Here is an 18,579-nt window from a genome sequence, read left to right as displayed (position 1 = left end):
TAGTAGGAGCCGGCGTGCGCCGACTCGCTGCTGGAGTTGGTGATGACACCGCTGGAGGCGGTCCAGGTGGTGCTGCCCGACTCGAAGCCGGCGTTCCCGAGCAGCTGCGAGGAGGTGCAGGAGCCGCCGCCTCCGCTGGAGCTGACCGTCCAGGTGAAGGACGCGGTGCCGGTGGCGCCGGTGGAGTCGGTCACCGTGACGGTCGTACTGTAGGTCCCCGCCGTCGTGGGCGTACCGGTGATGGCCCCGGTGGAGCTGCTGATCGACAGGCCGGTCGGCAGCCCCGTCGCCGCGTAGGTCAGCGAGCCGCTGTTGGTGCTGCTCGCCGAGATCTGAAGGCTCACCGCGGTGCCGACGGTCGAGGACTGGCTGCCCGGATTGGTGACCGTGACGCCCGACGTGGGCACCGTGATGTGGCTGCCGACGTTGATGCCGGCGAACGCGTTGCCGACACCCGCGTACTGGGTGGAGCTGGTGCCGTACAGCGCGGCGGCCGCGTTCAGGGCGGCGGTGCGGGCGGCGGCGTAGTTGGTGCTGGACGTCATGTACGTCGTCAGCGCCTTGTACCAGATCTGAAGGGCCGCGGCCCGGCCGATGCCGGCGACGGCGACGCCGTCGGAGGTCGGGCTGTTGTACGTGACGCCGTTGATGGTCTTGCTGCCGCTGCCCTCGGACAGCAGGTAGAACATGTGGTTCGCCGGGCCCGAGGAGTAGTGCACGTCGAGGTTGCCGACCCCGGAGTACCAGCTGTCGGCCGACGAGCCGTCCTTGCTGGGCTGGTCCATGTAGCGCAGCGGCGTGCCGTCGCCGTTGATGTCGATCTTCTCGCCGATGAGGTAGTCGCCGACGTCGGAGGAGTTGTTGGCGTAGAACTCCACGCCGGTGCCGAAGATGTCGGAGGTCGCCTCGTTCAACCCGCCCGACTCACCGGTGTAGTTGAGACCGGCGGTGTTCGAGGTGACGCCGTGGCTCATCTCGTGACCCGCCACGTCCAGCGAGGTCAGGGCGTGGGTGCCACCGGAGCCGTCCCCGTAGGTCATGCAGAAGCAGCTGTCGTCCCAGAAGGCGTTGACGTAGCTGCTGCTGTAGTGGACACGGGAGTAGGCGGCGACGCCGTCGTTCTTGATGCCGCTGCGCCCGAAGGTGTTCTTGTAGAAGTCCCAGGTCATCTGGGCGCCGTAGGCCGCGTCGGCGCCGGCGGTCTGGGTGTTGGAGCCGGATCCGGTGCCCCAGACGTCGTCGGAGTCGGTCATCAGGGTGCCGGTGCCCGACGTGCCGTTGCTGAGGTTGTACGTCTTGTGGCCGCCGCGCGTGGTGTCGTACAGCTGGTACGTCGAACCCGACAGCGTGGTGTTCAGGGTGACCGTGCCGCTGTACTGGGTGTTGCCGGTGCCCGTCTGGACGGCCTGGTAGCGGTAGAGCTCCTTGCCGGTGGTGGCGTCCGTGACGACGTGCAGCCTGCTGGGCGTGCCGTCGTCCTGGAAACCGCCGATCACGCTCTCCCAGGCGAGCTTCGGGGTGCCGCTGCCGGCCCAGATCACCTTGCGGGCGCTGTCGGCGGTGGGCTGCCGCGCGTCGATGGCCTTGGCGGCCTTGAGCGCCTTGGTCTCGGCGGCGGACTTGCTGTAGGCCGCGGTGACCGTGGGGACCGTGATGGTGTGCTTGTTGTTGAAGGTCGTGCTCACGGTTCCGGCCGCCAGGGAGGCGGGCGGGGTGTGCACGACCAGGTCGCCGCCGAGGACCGGCAGACCGGCGTAGGTGCGCTCGTAACGGGTGTGCACGGTGCCGTCGTTGTCCTTGACGACATCCCTGACGACCAGCTTCTCCTTGGCGCCGAGGCCGATGGTGCGGGCGGTCGCGGCGGTCTTCTGCTGGGCGCTCTTGAGCAACGCGGAGTGCTGGGCGGGGGTGAGCTTGGCCTCCAGGCCGCCGGTGCGCACGGGGCTGGGGTGGGGGGCGGCGGGCTGGGCGTTCGCCGGGATCGACTGGATGCCGACGGCGAGGAACGCCGCGGTGGAGACCAGGGCGGCTCCTACCGTGGCGCGTCTGTGGGGAAGGGGTCTCACTCGTACTCCTCCTGCTGCGGCCGCCGGGTCGCGGCCGGTGACAGACCGGGCAGACGGGTGTGCTGTCCGGGAGAGCTGAGCTGTGCGGGGACCGGGATCCCGGGACCGGGGTGCGTGACCCGTGACCCGGGGACACGCCAGGGAGAGAGCGTGTGCTGAGCGAGGATTCCAGATTTGACCCGCACATGTCAGTCAGGGCGGGGCCAGTCAAGGGTTTTCCCTATACAGGGCGAGGGATCGGGCCGACGGCGTTCAGGGAGCCGGCCGGCGCACCATGAACACGTCCACCGGATCCTCGCTCTCGGCCAGGAATCCGTGCCGCTCGTACAGCCGCCGCGCCGCGCTGCCGCGCAGGACGTTCAGCCGGACGGGCACGCCGTCGCGGTCGCACCGCTCCAGCAGTTCACGCAGCACGGCCGAGCCGATGCCGACGCCCTGCGCGTGCGGGGCCAGGTAGAAGTGCTCCAGCCACCGGGCGTCCCCGGCCGTCCGCAGCGCCACACAGCCGGCGAAGGCACCGCCCACCTCGATCACCGAGGTGTGGGCCGCGTCGAACCCGTCCCGCAGCCGCTGCCGGACCCGCCGTTCGTCGTACCGCCCGAGCCGCTCCAGGTCGTCCCGCAGCACCACGGCACGCAGTTCGGCCACCGCCTCGACGTCCGCGTCCGACGCCGGCCGGATCCTCCAGTCCGCCATGATCGACACGCTATCCGCCCCGACCGGCCACCCAGGGACCGGGGCGGGGCACCCGGCCCGGCCGCCGCACGCACCCGGCCCCGACGGGCGTCGAGCACCAGCCCACGGCCGACTCGGCGACCCGGGAGGGCGAGGTCCGCGGGCAGCGCGAGTCACCGGCCCGCAAGGTGGTCGCGGCCGTGCGCCGCCGCCGCGCCGGGGAGAGGCGGCGGGGTCGCCGAAGAGACAGGGAAGTGCGCCGACCTCGCCGAGGAGGAGGCCGGGCCACGCCGGATGGTCACCGCGGGTCACGAGCCCGAGCCGCGGCGAGCCGACCGATCTATCCTGGTTCAGGCGGAGTGCGGCGGTTCCGCATCCGTGGACGGACCGGCGGCAGCTCCCACCCCACGGAAGGGGCGCACCCATGCGGGTCTTCATCGTCGGCACAGGCAACATGGCGGGCGGCATCGCGACCCGGGCCCTGGCGGGCGGCCACGCGGTCCGGCTGATCGGGACGGATCCCGCGAAGGCCACCAGGCTCGCCGACGCACTGCGCGAGCGGACGCCGGAGGCGGACGTGGCGCCGGCGGTGCCGGACGCGGTCGGGTCGGCGGACGTGGTGGTGCTGGCCGTACCGTTCGACGCGGCCAAGCAGGTCGTGACCGAGTACGGGGACCAGCTCGCCGGGAAGACCGTCGTCGACATCTCCAACCCGGTGGACTTCTCGACCCTCGACTCGCTCACGGTGCCCGCGGACAGCTCCGGCGCCCAGCAGCTCGCCGAGGCGGCCGCCCCGGGCACGCACGTGGTGAAGGCCTTCAACACCACGTTCGCGGGCTCGCTGGTCGCGGGTGAGGTGGGCGGGCTGCCGCTGGACGTGTTCATCGCCGGCGACAACGCGGCGGCCCGCGACCAGGTGGCCGAACTGGTCTCCTCCGGCGGACTCAACCCGGTGATCGTCGGCGGACTGCGGCACGCCCGGGAACTGGAGGGGATCCAGCTGCTGCACATGGCCCTGCAGACGCGGCCCGGGGGGCACGGCTGGATGAGCGCCATCAAGATCGTCGCCCCTTGAGTTCCGCCCGGGTGCCCGAGTGGCGGTCGAAGTCCCGGCGCCCGCCGGGCCGGCCCGGCGGGCCCACCCCTTGAGGCGGTTACCTCCGCCCGGCGCCGGACGGCGCCCTCACGAACCCCCGCGAGTGGTGACGGCCCGGACCGAACCCCCGTGCCACAGCCGCCCGTTGATCGTTGTACGGTTCCCGCGTGGCTCACTCCTCACGCGAAACCGCAGAAGGCGCCGGCTGGGGCGAGGCCGAGCGCGGCGCCTATCGCCGGCTGATGCCGGACCACGTCGAGAAGCTGTTCTGGTTCAACCCGAGGACGATGTGGGCCGCCCGCAACGGGGTGCTGGCGTCCTGGTTCGGCGACCCGACGGGCCGTACCCGCAGCCGCTGGGTGGCGCAGCAGGCGGCCGCCGGAGCCCCCGCCGACAAGGTGATCCGGCGTCATGAGGCGGACCGGTTCTCGTTCATGGTGATCGGCGACACCGGTGAGGGGGACGACTCCCAGTACGCCGTCGTGCCGGGCTTTCTGAAGGCCGGTCAGGACACCGACTTCGCGGTGATCGCGAGCGACGTGATCTACCCGGTCGGGGCCACCGACGACTACGGCGCCAAGTTCTTCCGGCCGTACCGGGACTATCCGGCGCCGATCTACGCGATACCCGGCAACCACGACTGGTACGAGGACCTCGGCGCCTTCATGCGCGTCTTCTGCGACGACGCCCCGCCGCTCCCGGCCGAGCCGAGGCCGCGCCTCCTCACCCGCGCCTGGTGGCGCACCCTGCTCTGGCACCGCGCGCGTCCGGCGGACGAGCAACTCCTCGCCGAGGCAAGGAAATCGCGGTCGGCGCAGGGGCAGACGGCCGTACAGCCGGGGCCCTACTGGGCGATCGACGCCGGTCCGGTCCGGATCGTCGGCATCGACACCGGTCTGCTCGGCACCGTCGACGCCGAACAGGGCGCCTGGCTGCGCGAGATCTCCCGGGGGCCGCGTCCGAAGATCCTCGTCACCGGCTCCCCGCTGTACGTGGACGGCGAGCACCACCCGTGCCCCGTCGAGGGCGGGGGCACGGTCGACGACATCGTCCGCGACCCGGCCCACCACTACGTGGCGGCCATCGGCGGCGACATCCACAACTACCAGCGCTACCCCGTCGACGTGGCCGGCCGCACCATCCAGTACGTGGTCGCGGGCGGCGGCGGTGCCTTCATGCACGCCACCCACACCATCCCCCCGGTGGCGGTCGCGAACGTCACCGAGGACGGCTTCCGCTGCTACCCGCTGCGCGGCGACTCCCTCGCCTTCTACAGCCGGCTGTACGGCCGGCGCCTGCGGCTCCCCCGCCTGTTCACCCTCACCGAGGCGGAGGCGACCGCCGTGATCGCCGAGCGCCTCGGCATCCGGCCCGGCCGCACACCCGCCCCGGACACCCGGGTCACTCGCCGCACCCGCCTGGTCGCGACGCTGCTGGGCGCCGGCAGCCGCCCGGACCGCGGCGCCCGCTTCCGGCTGCCCGTGAAGAAGGTCTACACCCAGCTGTTCTCCCCGGGCTCGGCCACCTACAGCCCGCCCTTCTTCAAGTGCTTCCTGCGCCTCGACGTCGGTCCGGAGGCGATACGGCTGCGCTGTTTCGCCGCCACCGGGAACCGCCCGCAGGAGCTGGACCCGCCGGTCGAGGACGAGATCGTCATCCCTCTGACCTGATCGGGGCCTGATCCGGAGCGGAGCCGGAGCTGATCCGGAACTGATCACACTCCCGCAATGTCCGGGTGCCACAATCGGGGCAGAACTGACGTACGACCGCTGGAGGACCCGTGCCGTCCACCCCCCGCCCCCTGCGCAGACTGGGCTTCCTCACCATCGGCCTGTTCGACGGGGCGGATCCGGCCCGGGGTCACGAGTCCACTCTGGAGATCATCGAACTGGGCGAGCGGCTGGGCTTCGACAGCGCGTGGGTGCGCCACCGGCACCTCCAGTACGGCATATCGTCCCCGGTCGCCGTCCTGGCGGCGGCCTCGCAGCGCACCAGCCGGATCGAGCTCGGCACCGCGGTGATCCCGCTGGGCTGGGAGAACCCGCTGCGGCTCGCCGAGGACCTGGCGACCGTCGACCTCCTGTCCGGCGGCCGTCTCAACCCCGGTGTGAGCGTGGGCCCGCCCATGCACTACGAGCAGGTCAGGGAGGCCCTCTACCCGGACACGGCGGACGTCGAGGACTTCAGCTACGAGCGGGTGCGCCGGCTCCTGGACTTCGTCCGGGGCAGGCCGGCCACCGGCTTCAGCGGGGTGGAGGGCTTCGAGGTGTTCTCGGATGTGGTCCAGCCGCACTCCCCCGGTCTCGGGCGGCGGCTCTGGTACGGCGGCGGCAGTCCCGGCTCGGCGCGCTGGGCGGGCGAGCACGGCATGAACTTCCTGACCAGCAGCGTCGTACGGGCCGGGGACCCGGCGGACGGGTACGACTTCGCGGCGATCCAGCTCTCGCACATCCGTGAGTTCCGCAGCCGTCACCCGGACGGCGAGGCGGCCCGGGTCTCCCAGGGCCTGGTCGTCATCCCCACCGACTCCGCCACACCCGAGCAGCGCGCCAAGTACGAGGCGTACGCGGCCGAGCGGCTGCCCCGCACCACGACTCCGCAGGGCCCGGCGCGGCTGCTGTTCGCGCCGGACATCGTCGGCACGTCGGCGGAGATCGTCGAGCGGCTGCACGCGCACGCCGGGTTCCGCGAGGTCGACGAGGTGGCGTTCGCGCTGCCGTTCACGTTCGAGCACGAGGACTACGTCCAGATCCTCACGGACATGGCGACCCGCCTGGGCCCGGCGCTCGGCTGGCGGCCGGGGTCCGCCGCCTGAGTCACCAGCGGCGCACCTGCGTGCCGGTGACCGGCTGTGACGGCGTGCCGTCCACGCCGACCGGCACCTCGCCGTGCAGCATCACCCGGTGCATGACGCGGGGGAAGCCGAGGTGGGCGTTGTCGCTGGGCGCGAGGTGGATGGTGGCCCGGTTGTCCCAGAAGGCAACGCTGCCGGGCTCCCAGCGGAAGCGGACCGTGTACTCGGGCCGTACCGCCTGTTCGAGCAGCATCTCCAGGAGCGCGGTGCTCTCCGGGCGGGAGACGCCGGCGATCTGCTCGACGTAGTAGCCGTTGACGTACAGGACCCGCTCCCCGCTCTCGGGGTGCACGCGCACCAGCGGGTGCACCGAGGCCACCTGATGGTCCAGCAGGTGGCGCAGGTAGGAGTCGTCGCCGGGGCGGGGCTGGTAGCCGACGCCGAGGCAGTGCTCGGCGCGCAGGCCGTCGACGAAGGCCCGCACGGGCGCGGAGAGCCCGGCGTAGGCGGCGGCCAGGTTGGACCAGGTGGTGTCGCCGCCGTACGGCGGGACGGTCTCGGCGCGCAGGATGGTCGCGGCGGGCGGGTCGATCCGGGCCCCGTGGTCGCAGTGCCAGCCGCGCAGCAGGGTGTGCCGGCGCCGCTGGAGCCACTCCTCGTGCTCCATCCCGAACCGGCCGCCCAGCTCCAGCCGGTCGGCGGTGGTCTCCACCTCGGGGAAGCCGGCCGGTGAGGCGCTGCCGCGCCGGCCCGGCACGACCGGTTCGCCGAAGCGGCGGGCGAAGGCGACGTGCCCGGCGTGGTCCAGGCGCTGGTCCCGGAAGAACACGACCTTCCAGCGCAGCACGGCCTCCCGGATCAGGGCGACCACGGCGTCGTCGAGTCCCCCGGTGAGGTCGACGCCGGTGATCTCGGCCCCGATGTGCCCGGCGACGGGTCTCACCTCGACCCCGGCGGCGTTCCTCGCCCGTGCTGCCGTACCCCGGTCCGTCGTCATGCGTACTCCGAGTGGTCGTCGGTACCCGTCCAGGGAAGATCGTGACAGCCCGGCCCGCGGCGCGGAAGGCAGCGCCCGGGGCCAGGTTGATCATCGCGCGCCCGGTCCACGGGGCTGGGGGTACGACACAGTCGAGGGAAGGTCGCATCGTGAGCGGCATTCCGGTGTACCCGCTCAACGACGGGACGACGGTCCCCGCCACCGGACCGGGCACCTGGCCGATGGACGACACGCAGGCCTAGCAGGCCGTTCGCCACGCGCTGGAGCCGGGGTGCCGGCTCGTGGACACGGCGGTCGCCGCGGTCGCCGAGGCGCACGGGGTGACGCCCGCCCAGGCGGTGCTGCGCCGGCACGTGCAGCTCGGTGCGCTGCCCGTTCCGAAGGCGGCGGACGCCGAACGGCAGCGCGCCAACCTGGACCTGTTCGGTTTCGCACTGGACGCCGCCCAGTTGGCGGCCGCCTCCGAGCGCTCCCGTCGGCGGCCGGGCGGCGCCCCGGACCGTCACGAGGAGTTCCGGGCCGCCGCGGGCCGCGGGCCGGTCGGGAGGAGCGTTGCCGGGTACTCGGGGCGCACGTCCGAGGGAAGGAGCCGCGGTGAGCAGCGACGACCGGTTGCGTACGTACCGTGACAAGCGTGACTTCGAACGGACCAGGGAGCCGTCGGGGCGGGCGGAGGCGGCCGGTGACCGGCTCCGGTTCGTGGTGCAGATCCATGACGCGCGCCGGATGCACTTCGACTTCCGGCTACAGGTCGACGGCGTCCTGAAGTCCTGGTCGATCCCGAAGGGCCCGTCCGCCGGCCCCGGGGACAAGCGGCTGGCCGTGCCGACCGAGGACCATCCCCTGGAGTACGAGAACTTCGAGGGGGTGATCCCGAAGGGCGAGTACGGCGGTGGCACCGTGATCGTCTGGGACCACGGCTGGTACGAGCCTCTCAGCCACGACCGCCGGGGCCGCCCGGTCGGCTTCGGGGAGTCGCTGGAGCGCGGGCATGCCACCTTCCGGCTGCACGGCTCCAAGCTGCACGGCGAGTACGCGCTGACCCGGTTCCGGGGCGGCGCCGGCGACGACGCCTGGCTGCTGGTGAAGAAGGGGGCCGGGCGCTCGGCCGGGCACGGCACGCCCGACCCCCGGCGGGCCCGTTCGGTGCACTCCGGCCGCACTCTCGCCCAGGTCGCGGCGGACGCGGGCGAGGAGTGACGGGCGGCGCCCGGCACCGGCGACCGGCTGCCGGTGCTGACCGTCGCCCTCGGAGATCAACACCGGCTGCCCGACGTACCGCTCACGCTTCGGCGGATGTCGGGGGACGCCCACGGCGCCGGTTCCGACACGGCCGCGCCGCCCTGCGCACTCACCTGCCAACTCGCGCGGGAACGGGCGGCGGCGGTGGTGTGGCAGCGCTTCCATCTGACCGCTGCCGATCCGCCGGCACCCGAAGGCCTGCGGCAGCAAGCCTCGCCATGTGACCTGGATCACGGTGATGGGAAAACCTGTCGCCCTGGCCGGGCGTCTAGCAGGTGTGAGATCAGTCAGAGCAGCGCTGCACGAGGTGGACGAGGAGCGCCTCGTCCGGCTGGTGGCAAAGGGCGACCGTGCCGCGTTCGAGGAGTTGTACCGGCGTACGTCGCCGTGGTTGGTGGTGCGGCTGCGCCGCCGGTGTGTGGACGAGCAGATCGTCGCGGAGGTCATGCAGGAGACCTACTTGGCGGTGTGGCGGGCGGCAGGTGCGTTCGCCGGGACCGCCGTCGGGGGCACGGCCACCGGTTGGCTGTGGACCATCGCGGCGCGCCGCCTGGTCGACGCGTTCCGGCGCAGGGCTCACCACGCCGAGCCGCCGCCAGCCGCCGCTGCGCCCGACCTGGTACCCGCCGCCGAGGAGTTGGCGCTCGCGGAGACGGTCGGCGGTGATGTCGGGGACGCGCTGCGGTGCCTCGCGCCGGAACTGAGACAGGTACTGCAGGCAATGGTGCTCGACGGGCTGTCCGTCCGGGAGACCGCGGTCCTGCTCGGGCTGCCCGAGGGCACGGTCAAGACCCGTGCCCGCCGGGCCCGTATCGAGATGCGGAGGGCGCTGACATGAGTGTCGAACACGCATCGAAGCGGATCATCGAGGGATACGTGCGCGGGGGCGCGGACCTCTCCGTCGACGAGGTGTGGGCCGTGGAGGCGCATCTGGAGATGTGCCGGGTGTGCCGTGACCGGTTGTCTGCCGCTGTGCGTGCCGGGGTGCCCGCCGTGGCGTCGCTCGTCGACACCGTGTGGTCCGGCCTCGAACCCCAACTCGCGGTCACTGCCCCGATGCCGCGCCGACGGCGCTGGTCGGCGCGGGTGTCGAGATGGATGACCCCCACGATGGTGCCGTGGCTGGCCATGGCCGTGGGCATGACGCTGCTGACGCTGCTGCTCGACCTCGCCTACACCGGCTCCGGCGAGGTGTCGTTGGTGCTGCTGCTCGCGCCGGTCCTGCCCGTGCTCGGCGTCGCGGCGTCCTGGTCGCGCGGTCTGGACCCGGCGTACGAGCTGACGGCCTCGGTGCCCAGGGCCGGGCTCTATCTGGTGCTGCGGCGCACCGCGTCCGTGCTCGGTGTGGTGGTCCCCGCGCTGCTGGTGGGCGGCTGGGCGACGGGCGTGATGGTGGTGCAGTGGCTGCTGCCCTGTCTGGCCTTCACCACGACGACCCTGGCGCTCGGCGGCGTCGTCGGTGTGACCCGCGCCGCCTTCGTGCTGGCCGCGGTGTGGGCCGGTGTGGTCGTGGCGCCGACCATGGCCACCAGCCGTACGACCTTCGCCCTGCAGACGAGCGGTCTGCCGGCGTGGGGGCTGGTCCTCGCGCTCGGTCTCGGTGTCGTGATCGCCCGCAGAGACGCGTACACCGTGCTGGGAGCTCATCGATGACCATCGGAAAGAACACGGGAAAGGATCACCACATGACGTCCGCCGTGAGCACGGCCGACATCGCACCGACGGCCTACGCCTGGGAGATCCACGCCACCGGGCTGAAGGTCAAGGTCGGTAAGAAGCGGATGGCCGTCGACGGCCTCGACCTCTCGCTGGGCATCGGCGTCCACGGACTCCTCGGCCCCAACGGGGCGGGCAAGACCACCCTCATCCGGACCCTGGCCACCGTGCTGCGCCCCACCGAGGGCAGCCTCGAACTGCTCGGCCAGTCCGTGGGCGGCATGGGCGAGCACCGTGCGGTGCGCCGCCGAATCGGCTATCTGCCGCAGGAGTTCGGCTACTACAAGCGCTTCACGGTGCGCGAGTTCGTCGAGTACATGGCGTGGCTGAAGGAGGTACCCGAAGCGAGTATCCCCGCGGCGGTGCAACGCGCCGTGGAGCGGGTGGGTCTGGCGGACCGCGCCGACGAGAGGATGAAGGCCCTGTCGGGCGGCATGGTGCGCAGGGTCGGTATCGCCCAGGCCATCGTCAACGACCCCACGATCCTGCTCCTCGACGAGCCGACGGCCGGCCTGGACCCGGCGCAGCGGCTGCGCTTCCGCGAGCTGCTTCAGGAGTTGGGTACGGACACCTGCGTGCTCGTCTCGACCCATCTGGTGGAGGACGTCGCCGCCGCCTGCACCGACGTGGTGCTCTTCGCCGAGGGACGGCTGGTCTTCAAGGGTCCTCCGGACGAACTGGCCTCGGCGGGCGGCCCGGAGCACGTGGGTGACAGCCCGCTGGAGCGCGGCTACTCGGCCCTGCTGCTCAACCCCAACCAGGGAAGGGGGACTTGGTGAACGGCCGGGTTCTGCGCATCGAGTTGAGGCATTCGGTCGCCCCGTGGGCCGGCGGCGTGGTCCTGGTACTGGCGCTGACGTTCCTGTACATGCTGGGCGGCGCCTGGTGGACTGGCACCACGGCGTGGACGGCCCAGTGGACGCCACTGGCCATGAAGACCCGCTCCCTGCTGTTCTACCTCTGGCCGCTCGCCATCGGGCTCGGGGCGCTGCAGGGACTGCGCGACCACCGCTCGAAGATGTCCGAGCTGCTGACGAGCACCCCGCGGCCCGCGCGGCACCGCGCGGCCACCCTGGCGGGCGCGACGGCGATCACGCTGGCCTCGGCTTTCGCGTTCCTCGTCCTCGTGGGTGGGGTCCAGGTGCTCGCCCACACCGAGTACACGCACCTCGGGTGGCTGCCCATCTCGCTGGTGGGGGTGCTCTTCCTCGTCGCGGGGGCCGTGCTGGGCATGGGGGCCGCGAGGGCCCTGCCGTCGCCGCTCACCCCGCCCGCGCTGGCCATGGGCGCCTTCGTGTTCACAGCCCTCATGCACATGTCGCTGGGCCGGACGGAGACCGGCACGAGGGACGGGTTGTCGAGCACGGAGCCGAACCGGGTCTCACTGCTGGCACCGACGCTGGAAGACGTCCGCGAGGCGTTCGTCACGGTCTCCGCCTCCGTGCACGTCGGGCAGACGATCTGGCTGCTCGGCATGGCCGCGACCGGCTTCGCCCTGCTCGTCGCCGCGACCCCGCGCGCCCGGCTGACGGCCCTCACGCCCGTCCTGGCGGGTGCGACGATCGCCCTGCTCGTCCTCCCCGCCGACGCGCGCCGGATGTACGTCGTCGACAAGGCCGCCGCCGAACTGGTGTGCGACGGCCCGGTGTGCGTGACGAAGACGCAGCAGGCACGACTCGCGGACCTCGCGGGTCCCGGTAAGGAGGCGCTGCGCCTGCTGCACGGTGCCCTCGGTGATCAGGCGCCGGACTCGGTCCGGGAGAACACCGCCGTGCTGCCCGAGGGCTCCACGCCGCGGTGGTCCCGCAGGACCGTGCTCTTCGGCTTCGACGACGACATCGTCGCCACCGCGAAGGGCGAGGAGCTGACCTGGGCCCTGATCGCCAAAGGCATGGTGCCAGGGTGCACCCCGGTCGGCTGGAGCGGCTTCGGGGGAGATGAATACGCGCAGACGGTCGCGCTGGGCTGGGTCCTCGGGGACCTCAAGCCGCTCGGCGGCCCGTCGGCACGTATGCGCGGCGAGGTCGAAGCCCAGACTCGCCCGGTGTGGAGGGAACTCAAGGCGCTTCCACGGGCCGAGCAGCTCTCGCGGATCACCGCGATGCGCGCCGCCGCGTTCTCCTGCAAGGGCGACCCGTTCGACGTACTGTCCGGCGGTGCGTCCCGGTGAGATGGCTGACGTTGTACGCGCGTTCGCGTCAGGTACCCACGTCGCTCGCCGCGCTGCTGATCGGCGCGGTGGCGGTGTGGGCACTCGCCCGGGACGGGAGCGCGGGACCCGGTGATCCGCGGCTGCCCGTGCTCGTCCTCACCACCGGGGCGATGGCGGTCTCGATCGGGCTCGGCGGGCAGGACCTCGCGCTGGACCGGACGGCCGCGATCCGCTGGATGCCCCGCAGAGCGGCGCACGTGCTGCTCGCCGGCGCGGCCGTCGCCGGGGCGCTGCTGACCGTGCAGACCATGGGCGTGTCCGTGGCCACCACCGCGTTCGTCGTCCGGGACAGCGCGGGCCTGATGGGACTGGTCGCCCTCGGCGCGGCGCTCTCGGGCGGCCAGTACGCATGGACGCTGCCGTTCGCCTGGCTCTCGTGGGTGTTCTTCGCCCCGCCCCCGACGAGTACGCCGATGCGCGTGGCGATGTGGATGCTGCTGCCTCCCGGCACGCCGACGGGCACCTGGACGGCCCTGGTCATCACGGTCGTCGGCACCACGGCGTACGCCGTCGCGGGTCCGAGGCGGTAGCCGGACCCCGAAACCTCGGACCGGGCGGCATCACATCGACATCTGCGGACTCTCCTACGAGGTCGGTTCCGGCGAACTCACCGAGCCCGTTCCGCGACGTTCCCGCCGGGGTCGGATCGTACCGGCGGAAGCATCCGGTGCGTGGCGACGAGGCGACGGTGCGGGAGGCCCGGGTGCGCCGGGCGCAGGCGCAGCCGGAGCCCGTCGCGCAGTCCGCGTGCACCGAATGGACCAGGGACGGGACGCCGCGGCATCCGCGGTTCCCCGGACCGCGGGAGGACAAGGATCCCCGGGCAGCGGTCCGGGAACGGGCGCGCGGGGTGAGCGGCGGCGCCGCCTCGGCGGACGCGGATCGAGCCGTTCCGGCCCCGGCCTGCCCTGCAAAGGCCTATGTTCGCGAAGGTACTCGATCTTCGGTTCAGGAGGCCCCCCATGCGCACCGCGCTCCGTACCGTCATGGCCGGGGCGGTGGCCGCAGGCACTCTGCTGACCTGCGGCACCGCCTATGCCACCCCCGCCGGACCCGGCGTGACCGGCAGGGTGATCAGCCAGACCACCATCGGCGACACCGACTACGTCCTGCGGGAGATCACCGTCCCGCCCGGCCAGACCACCGGCTGGCACTTTCACGACGGTCCGGTCTACGGATACGTCCAGAAGGGCACCCTCAGTCACTTCCACTCCGACTGCAAGGAGGACGGCGTCTACCACCGGGGCGGCACGGTGTACGAGCCGGGCGGCCCCGGCGATGTGCACCTGGGCGCCAACCTCGGTGACACCGACGTGGTCCTGGACGTGCTGTACATACTTCCGCACGGCTCCCCGTACTCCGAGTCGGTGCCGAACCCGGGCTGCGGCTTCGAGTAGGACCGGTTCGCCCGGTCACTCGGCCGTTTCCGGCAACGGGCCTTCGGGCAGCGGCTGTTCGGCCCAGATGGTCTTGCCGCTGCCCGTCTGCCGGCTGCCCCAGCGCTGGGTGAGCTGGGCGACGAGGAGCAGACCGCGGCCGCCCTCGTCGTAGGCGTGCGCCCGGCGCAGGTGCGGTGAGGTCGAACTGCCGTCGGCGACCTCGCAGATGAGCGCACGGTCGCGGATCAGGCGTAGCTGGATGGGCGGTTCGCCGTAGCGGATGGCGTTGGTGACGAGTTCGCTGACGACGAGTTCGGTGACGAAGGCGGCCTCGTCCAGGCCCCAGGCCGTGAGCTGTTCGGTGGCCGCCTGCCGGAAGTGCGCCACCTCGGCCGGGTCGGGCGGCACGTCCCAGGTGGCGACCCGGTCGGCGCCGAGGGCGCGGGTGCGCACCAGCAGCAGGGCGACGTCGTCACAGGGCTGTTCCGGCAGGACGGCCTTGAGCACGTTGTCGCTGAGGGACTCCAGGGAGTCGGCGGGCACGCTCAGAGCACGGCACATCTCCTCGGTGCCGCGGTCCACGTCCCGCTCGCGGTCCTCGACCAGGCCGTCCGTGTAGAAGGCGACGACGGAGCCCTCGGGCATTTCGAGCTCCACCGCCTCGAAGGGCAGACCGCCGACGCCGAGCGGCGGACCCGCCGTCACCGGGATCAGCTCGGCCGGGCCGCCGCCCGGCAGCACCACCGCGGGCGCCGGGTGCCCGGCGGCGGCCAGGCCGAGACGGCGGGAGACGGGGTCGTAGACGGCGTACAGGCAGGTGGCGCCCAGTTCGGCGACCTCCTCGCCGGGGCCCTCCGCAGCGAGATGGGTGACCAGGTCGTCGAGGTGGGTGAGGAGTTCGTCGGGGGCGAGGTCCACGTCCGCGAGGGTGCGTACGGCGGTGCGCAGACGTCCCATGGTGGCGGAGGAGCGGATGCCGTGGCCGACGACGTCGCCGACGACCAGGCCGACCCGGCTGCCGGAGAGCGGGATCACGTCGAACCAGTCGCCTCCGATGCCGGCCAGCGATCCGCTGGGCAGGTAGCGGTGGGCCACCTCCACGGCGGACTGGCCGGGCATGCCGCTGGGCAGCAGGCTGTGCTGGAGGGCGAGGGCGGTGGAGCGCTCGCGGGCGAAGCGGCGGGCGTTGTCGATGCAGACGGCGGCGCGGCTGGCGAGTTCCTCGGCGAAGACGGTGTCGTCGAAAACGTAGTCGTCGGGGTGGCGCAGGCGCGCGCCCACGACGACGCCGAGCAGGACGCCGCGGGCCTGCAAGGGTACGGCGATCACGGAGTGGACGCCCTGGCGGTGGACACGGCCCTCGGGCGAGCGGGCGTTGCGTTCCTCGATCCAGCGGCGGAACTCGGGCTCGCCGGCCTGGCCGACCACCGCCCGCCGCTCGCGCAGTGCCCGGGCCGGCGGGGACGTCGCCGGGTACGCCTCGGTCTCGCCCAGCCGTACCACGGCCTCGGGGGTGCCCTCGGTCGCGGAGCCGTGGGCGACCCGGCGCAACGTGATGTCGCCCTCCGGCACGGTGGGGGGCTCCTCGGCGCCGAGGACCCAGTCGAGGAGGTCGACGCCGGCGAAGTCGGCGTAGCGCGGGACGAGGAGTCCGACGAGTTCCTCGGCGGTGCGCACCACGTCCAGGGTGGTGCCGATGGCGGTGGCCGCCTCGTTGAGGAGGGTGAGCCGGAGCCGGGCCAGGTACTGATCGGTGCTGTCGAAGGCGGCCAGGGCGACGGCGGTCAGCTCGCCGGCGGGATCGTGCAGGGGCCACATCTCGATGCTCCAGGCGTGCTCCCGGTTCAGGGCGGGGGCGCCGGTGAAGCTCTCGTAGCGGACGGGCCGGCCGGTCTCGACGACCTGGCGCAGATGGCTCAGGAAGCCCTCGCTGTCCGGGGCCTCCTCGACGGTGTCCAGGAAGAAGCGGCCGAGCAGGGCCTCCTCGGGCACACCCATGACGTGGCAGGCGGCGGCGTTGGAGCGGAGATAGCGCTGGCGGACGTCGAAGACCGACATGGACATGGAGGCCTGCTGGAAGGCCTGGCCGGCCAGAGTCGGGTCGGCCTGCCAGGGCGGGGCGGCGGTGAGCACGTAGCCGGTGGTCTCGCCGTCGGGGCCGAGGACCGGGCAGGCGGTCAGGGCGATCTCCGTGCGGCCTCCGTCGGCACGGCGCAGCGTGACGGTCCCGGCGCGGGCGGCCAGCACCCCGTCCGGCACCGCCTCGGCGAGGAGGTCGGCGGCGGGCTTGCCGACGACCTCCTCAGCCCGGTGTCCGGTGAGCACCCGCGCGCCCTCGCTCCACCCCGTCAACCGGCCCAGGGCATCAATGACCGCCGCGGCAGCGACATGCTCCATACGCCCCAGGATGGGACCTGTGTCCCAGCGCATCAAGCGCGGACCGGACCGTCCGGTCAGCCCTGGTGGGCCCGCAGGGCGGCCAGCGCCCGGTCGGCGTGGGTGTTCATGCGCAGTTCGCTGCGGACGACCTCCAGGACGGTGCGGTCCTGGGCGATCACGAAGGTGGCCCGCTTGGTGGGGACGAGCGAGAAGCCCCGCTTCACGCCGAACACCTCACGGACGGCGCCGTCCGCGTCGGAGAGGAGCGGCATGCCGAGCGTGTGCTTCCCGGAGAACTCCTGCTGGCGTTCCACGCTGTCCCCGCTGATCCCGACGGGCCGGGCGCCGACGGCCGCGAACTCGGCGGCCAGGTCCCGGAAGTGGCAGGCCTCGGCGGTGCAGCCGGGCGACAGGGCGGCGGGATAGAAGAACAGCACGACCGGCCCGTCGGCCAGCAACTCCGTGAGGGTCCGCGTCGTACCGGTCTCGTCCGGCAGCGCGAAGTCCTCGATCCTGCTTCCCACCTCTACAGGTGCCGCCATCTATCGGCCCTCCTCGCCACGTGCGACTCCGCGCGCCCACAGCACCAGGGGGACCTGGAGCGGCAGCCGGGCGTAAGCCGCGGTTCTCAGCGGCTCGTGCCGCTTCCGCCAGTCGACGGCCATCTGCACGTTGGCCGGGAACACGCCCACGAAGAAGGCGGCGGCCGCCCGGGCCGTCACCGCGCGGGTGCGCGGCAGGGCGATGCCCGCCGCCAGCGCCAGCTCCACGGCCCCGCTGCCGTACGTCCATGCTCTCGGTGATCCGGGCAGCGCCCGGGGAATCGTCGCGTCGAACGACTTCGGCGCCGCGAAGTGCGCGACACCGGCCGCGGCCAGCAGTCCCGCGAGCAGCAGGGGTGAACGTTCGGACCGGCCCACTAAGCCTCCTCTGACGACCTGCCGCCAGACATTACCGGACGGTAACGCCCCTTCCCCCGCGGGGTCCTGCTTCAGGTGGTGCCGGTCCGCGACCAGGGCCCGAGCGGCGGCTCAAGCCGCGGGCACCGGCGGTGGCTGCCGGCGCCGGGCGAGCCCCGCGTCCGCCGGCGCCTCACCCGGTCCGGTGGGCGGAGGGCACCGGACCTGCGGCCTCCTGGCCGGGTTCGTCCTCGACCGCGTAGGCCAGGAAGTCGTCGACCATGCGATGGAAGAGCGTGGCCAGCTCCCGCAGCTGCTCGGGCTCCCAGTCGTTCAGGGCCAGCTGCATGCCCCGGGCTCCGGCGTCCCGGACCCGGTCGACGGCCGCCCGGCCGGCGTCGGTGAGCTCGATCCGCTGGGCGCGGCGGTCGTCGGGGTCGGGGACGCGGGTGACGTGGCCCGACCTCTGCAACTGCTGCACGGTACGCGTCACATGGGACGCCTCGACTCCGAGCCGCTGGGCCAGCTCCCCCGGGCGCAGCGGCTCGGAGTCGGCGACCTGGCGCAGCAGGGCCACCGCGGCGCGGTCCAGCGGGACGCCGGCGAGCGCCATCAGCCGTTCGTGCTGGCGGGCCCGGGTGCTCAGGTAGGTGATGCGGGTCAGGGCACGCTCGATCTCCACGACCTCCGGGGTGGCGGCGGGGACGGCTGGCAGCGGTTCGGTGGGCATACCGGTCAGTATACCATATCGTTGCGTAACTCAAGTAAATTATCGCGTCCGTTTACTCACAGTACTGCGCGGGGTGTACGCGTCGGATCGGATTCCGTGTTCCCGCAACGGCCCGACGGCAAGACCCCTCCGGTCGCAGACGTCCAGAAGGCGCGGCAGCGCCCCCAGGGCCGAGCGCCAGGCGCCCGGCGCCGACGTGCAGTCGGAGTCGTGCAGCAGGATCGTGCCGCCGCCGTCCAGGTCCCGGGTCACGGTGCGGTGCACGGAGTCCGGGGTGGCGCGGGCGGTCCAGTCCCCAGCGCCGTCGGCTACCAGGCCCAGGCGCACGACGCGAGCCACGAGGAACCCGCCGTCGTCCTGAACAGCCTCGTCGAGACGGTACGGCCGACCGGCA

At 72.7% G+C, this 18,579-nt stretch carries 17 protein-coding genes and 3 pseudogenes; 12 read left to right on the top strand and 8 right to left on the bottom strand.

The genetic code is table 11. The features are described 5' to 3' along the window. On the bottom strand, positions 1–2,066 hold a 2,066-nt coding region (locus AB0P24_RS46235; RefSeq protein WP_365805221.1), incomplete at its 3' end, for a M4 family metallopeptidase. A 252-nt stretch (positions 2,067–2,318) separates the two neighbouring features. After that, positions 2,319–2,762 (bottom strand): GNAT family N-acetyltransferase, encoded by a 444-nt coding sequence (locus AB0P24_RS46230; RefSeq protein ID WP_365805219.1) that lies wholly within the window; start codon positions 2,760–2,762, stop codon positions 2,319–2,321. A 403-nt stretch (positions 2,763–3,165) separates the two neighbouring features. On the opposite strand from AB0P24_RS46230, the gene AB0P24_RS46225 reads away from it, so the two are divergent. The 3 genes from AB0P24_RS46225 to AB0P24_RS46215 all read left to right on the top strand — a co-directional run bounded on the left by AB0P24_RS46225 (position 3,166) and on the right by AB0P24_RS46215 (position 6,652). Continuing rightward, a complete protein-coding gene (locus AB0P24_RS46225) occupies positions 3,166–3,816 on the top strand; it encodes an NAD(P)-binding domain-containing protein (RefSeq protein WP_365805217.1) in 651 nt (216 codons plus the stop codon). Between the two features lie 188 nt (positions 3,817–4,004). Beyond that, positions 4,005–5,507 carry a metallophosphoesterase gene (locus AB0P24_RS46220; protein WP_365805215.1) on the top strand — a complete coding sequence of 501 codons (1,503 nt, stop codon included), beginning with the start codon at positions 4,005–4,007 and terminating at the stop codon, positions 5,505–5,507. 110 nt (positions 5,508–5,617) lie between these two features. Further along, positions 5,618–6,652 (top strand): LLM class flavin-dependent oxidoreductase, encoded by a 1,035-nt coding sequence (locus AB0P24_RS46215; RefSeq protein WP_365805213.1) that lies wholly within the window; start codon positions 5,618–5,620, stop codon positions 6,650–6,652. 1 nt (position 6,653) lies between these two features. On the opposite strand, the gene AB0P24_RS46210 is transcribed toward AB0P24_RS46215, so the two are convergent. Further along, positions 6,654–7,628, bottom strand: coding sequence for a TauD/TfdA family dioxygenase (locus tag AB0P24_RS46210; RefSeq protein ID WP_365805211.1), 975 nt, complete (start codon positions 7,626–7,628; stop codon positions 6,654–6,656). Positions 7,629–7,777: 149 nt separating this feature from the next. Between AB0P24_RS46210 and AB0P24_RS46205 the strand changes: the two are divergent. From AB0P24_RS46205 to AB0P24_RS46170, 8 genes and pseudogenes are all read left to right on the top strand, one after another. After that, positions 7,778–8,143 (top strand): annotated as a pseudogene (locus AB0P24_RS46205) (hypothetical protein); the annotation flags it as partial. 79 nt (positions 8,144–8,222) lie between these two features. Further along, a complete protein-coding gene (locus AB0P24_RS46200; protein ID WP_365805209.1) occupies positions 8,223–8,828 on the top strand; it encodes a DNA polymerase ligase N-terminal domain-containing protein in 606 nt (201 codons plus the stop codon). A 376-nt stretch (positions 8,829–9,204) separates the two neighbouring features. Then, a complete protein-coding gene (locus AB0P24_RS46195; protein WP_365805223.1) occupies positions 9,205–9,708 on the top strand; it encodes an RNA polymerase sigma factor in 504 nt (167 codons plus the stop codon). After that, entirely contained in the window at positions 9,705–10,523 is an 819-nt protein-coding gene (locus tag AB0P24_RS46190) for a zf-HC2 domain-containing protein (protein WP_365805207.1), read from the top strand. The genes AB0P24_RS46195 and AB0P24_RS46190 overlap by 4 nt, the downstream gene beginning before the upstream one ends. 32 nt (positions 10,524–10,555) lie before the next feature. Continuing rightward, positions 10,556–11,365, top strand: coding sequence for an ABC transporter ATP-binding protein (locus AB0P24_RS46185; RefSeq protein WP_365805205.1), 810 nt, complete (start codon positions 10,556–10,558; stop codon positions 11,363–11,365). Continuing rightward, complete coding sequence (locus AB0P24_RS46180) at positions 11,362–12,756, top strand: hypothetical protein (protein WP_365805203.1); 1,395 nt, start codon at positions 11,362–11,364, stop codon at positions 12,754–12,756. The genes AB0P24_RS46185 and AB0P24_RS46180 overlap by 4 nt, the downstream gene beginning before the upstream one ends. Beyond that, entirely contained in the window at positions 12,753–13,328 is a 576-nt protein-coding gene (locus tag AB0P24_RS46175; protein WP_365805201.1) for a hypothetical protein, read from the top strand. Before AB0P24_RS46180 ends, AB0P24_RS46175 begins: the two co-directional genes overlap by 4 nt. Before the next feature lie 432 nt (positions 13,329–13,760). Beyond that, complete coding sequence (locus AB0P24_RS46170; RefSeq protein WP_365805199.1) at positions 13,761–14,195, top strand: cupin domain-containing protein; 435 nt, start codon at positions 13,761–13,763, stop codon at positions 14,193–14,195. Between the two features lie 15 nt (positions 14,196–14,210). Here the strand turns inward: AB0P24_RS46170 and AB0P24_RS46165 are convergent, their stop codons facing one another. The 5 genes and pseudogenes from AB0P24_RS46165 to AB0P24_RS46145 form a co-directional block, all read right to left on the bottom strand. Further along, positions 14,211–16,574, bottom strand: a complete 2,364-nt coding sequence (locus AB0P24_RS46165) for a SpoIIE family protein phosphatase (protein WP_365805197.1) — start codon at positions 16,572–16,574, stop codon at positions 14,211–14,213. 56 nt (positions 16,575–16,630) lie between these two features. Then, positions 16,631–17,098, bottom strand: a complete 468-nt coding sequence (locus AB0P24_RS46160; RefSeq protein WP_365805195.1) for a peroxiredoxin — start codon at positions 17,096–17,098, stop codon at positions 16,631–16,633. Then, positions 17,099–17,476, bottom strand: a complete 378-nt coding sequence (locus tag AB0P24_RS46155) for a DoxX family protein (RefSeq protein ID WP_365805193.1) — start codon at positions 17,474–17,476, stop codon at positions 17,099–17,101. A 172-nt stretch (positions 17,477–17,648) separates the two neighbouring features. Then, on the bottom strand, positions 17,649–18,185 hold the full coding sequence (locus AB0P24_RS46150; RefSeq protein ID WP_365805191.1) for a MarR family transcriptional regulator: 537 nt from the start codon (positions 18,183–18,185) through the stop codon (positions 17,649–17,651). Between the two features lie 39 nt (positions 18,186–18,224). Beyond that, positions 18,225–18,479 (bottom strand): annotated as a pseudogene (locus AB0P24_RS46145) (hypothetical protein); the annotation flags it as partial. Here AB0P24_RS46145 and AB0P24_RS46140 point away from each other — a divergent pair. Then, positions 18,396–18,579, top strand: a pseudogene (locus AB0P24_RS46140) (hypothetical protein); the annotation flags it as partial. The pseudogenes AB0P24_RS46145 and AB0P24_RS46140 sit on opposite strands and share 84 nt — an antisense overlap.

Origin of the sequence: Streptomyces sp. NPDC086519, assembly GCF_040686075.1 — a bacterium.
Taxonomy (GTDB): domain Bacteria; phylum Actinomycetota; class Actinomycetes; order Streptomycetales; family Streptomycetaceae; genus Streptomyces; species Streptomyces shenzhenensis.
The sequence above is the reverse complement of the archived record's forward strand: the minus strand, read 5'-3'. Positions and strand labels throughout refer to the sequence as shown.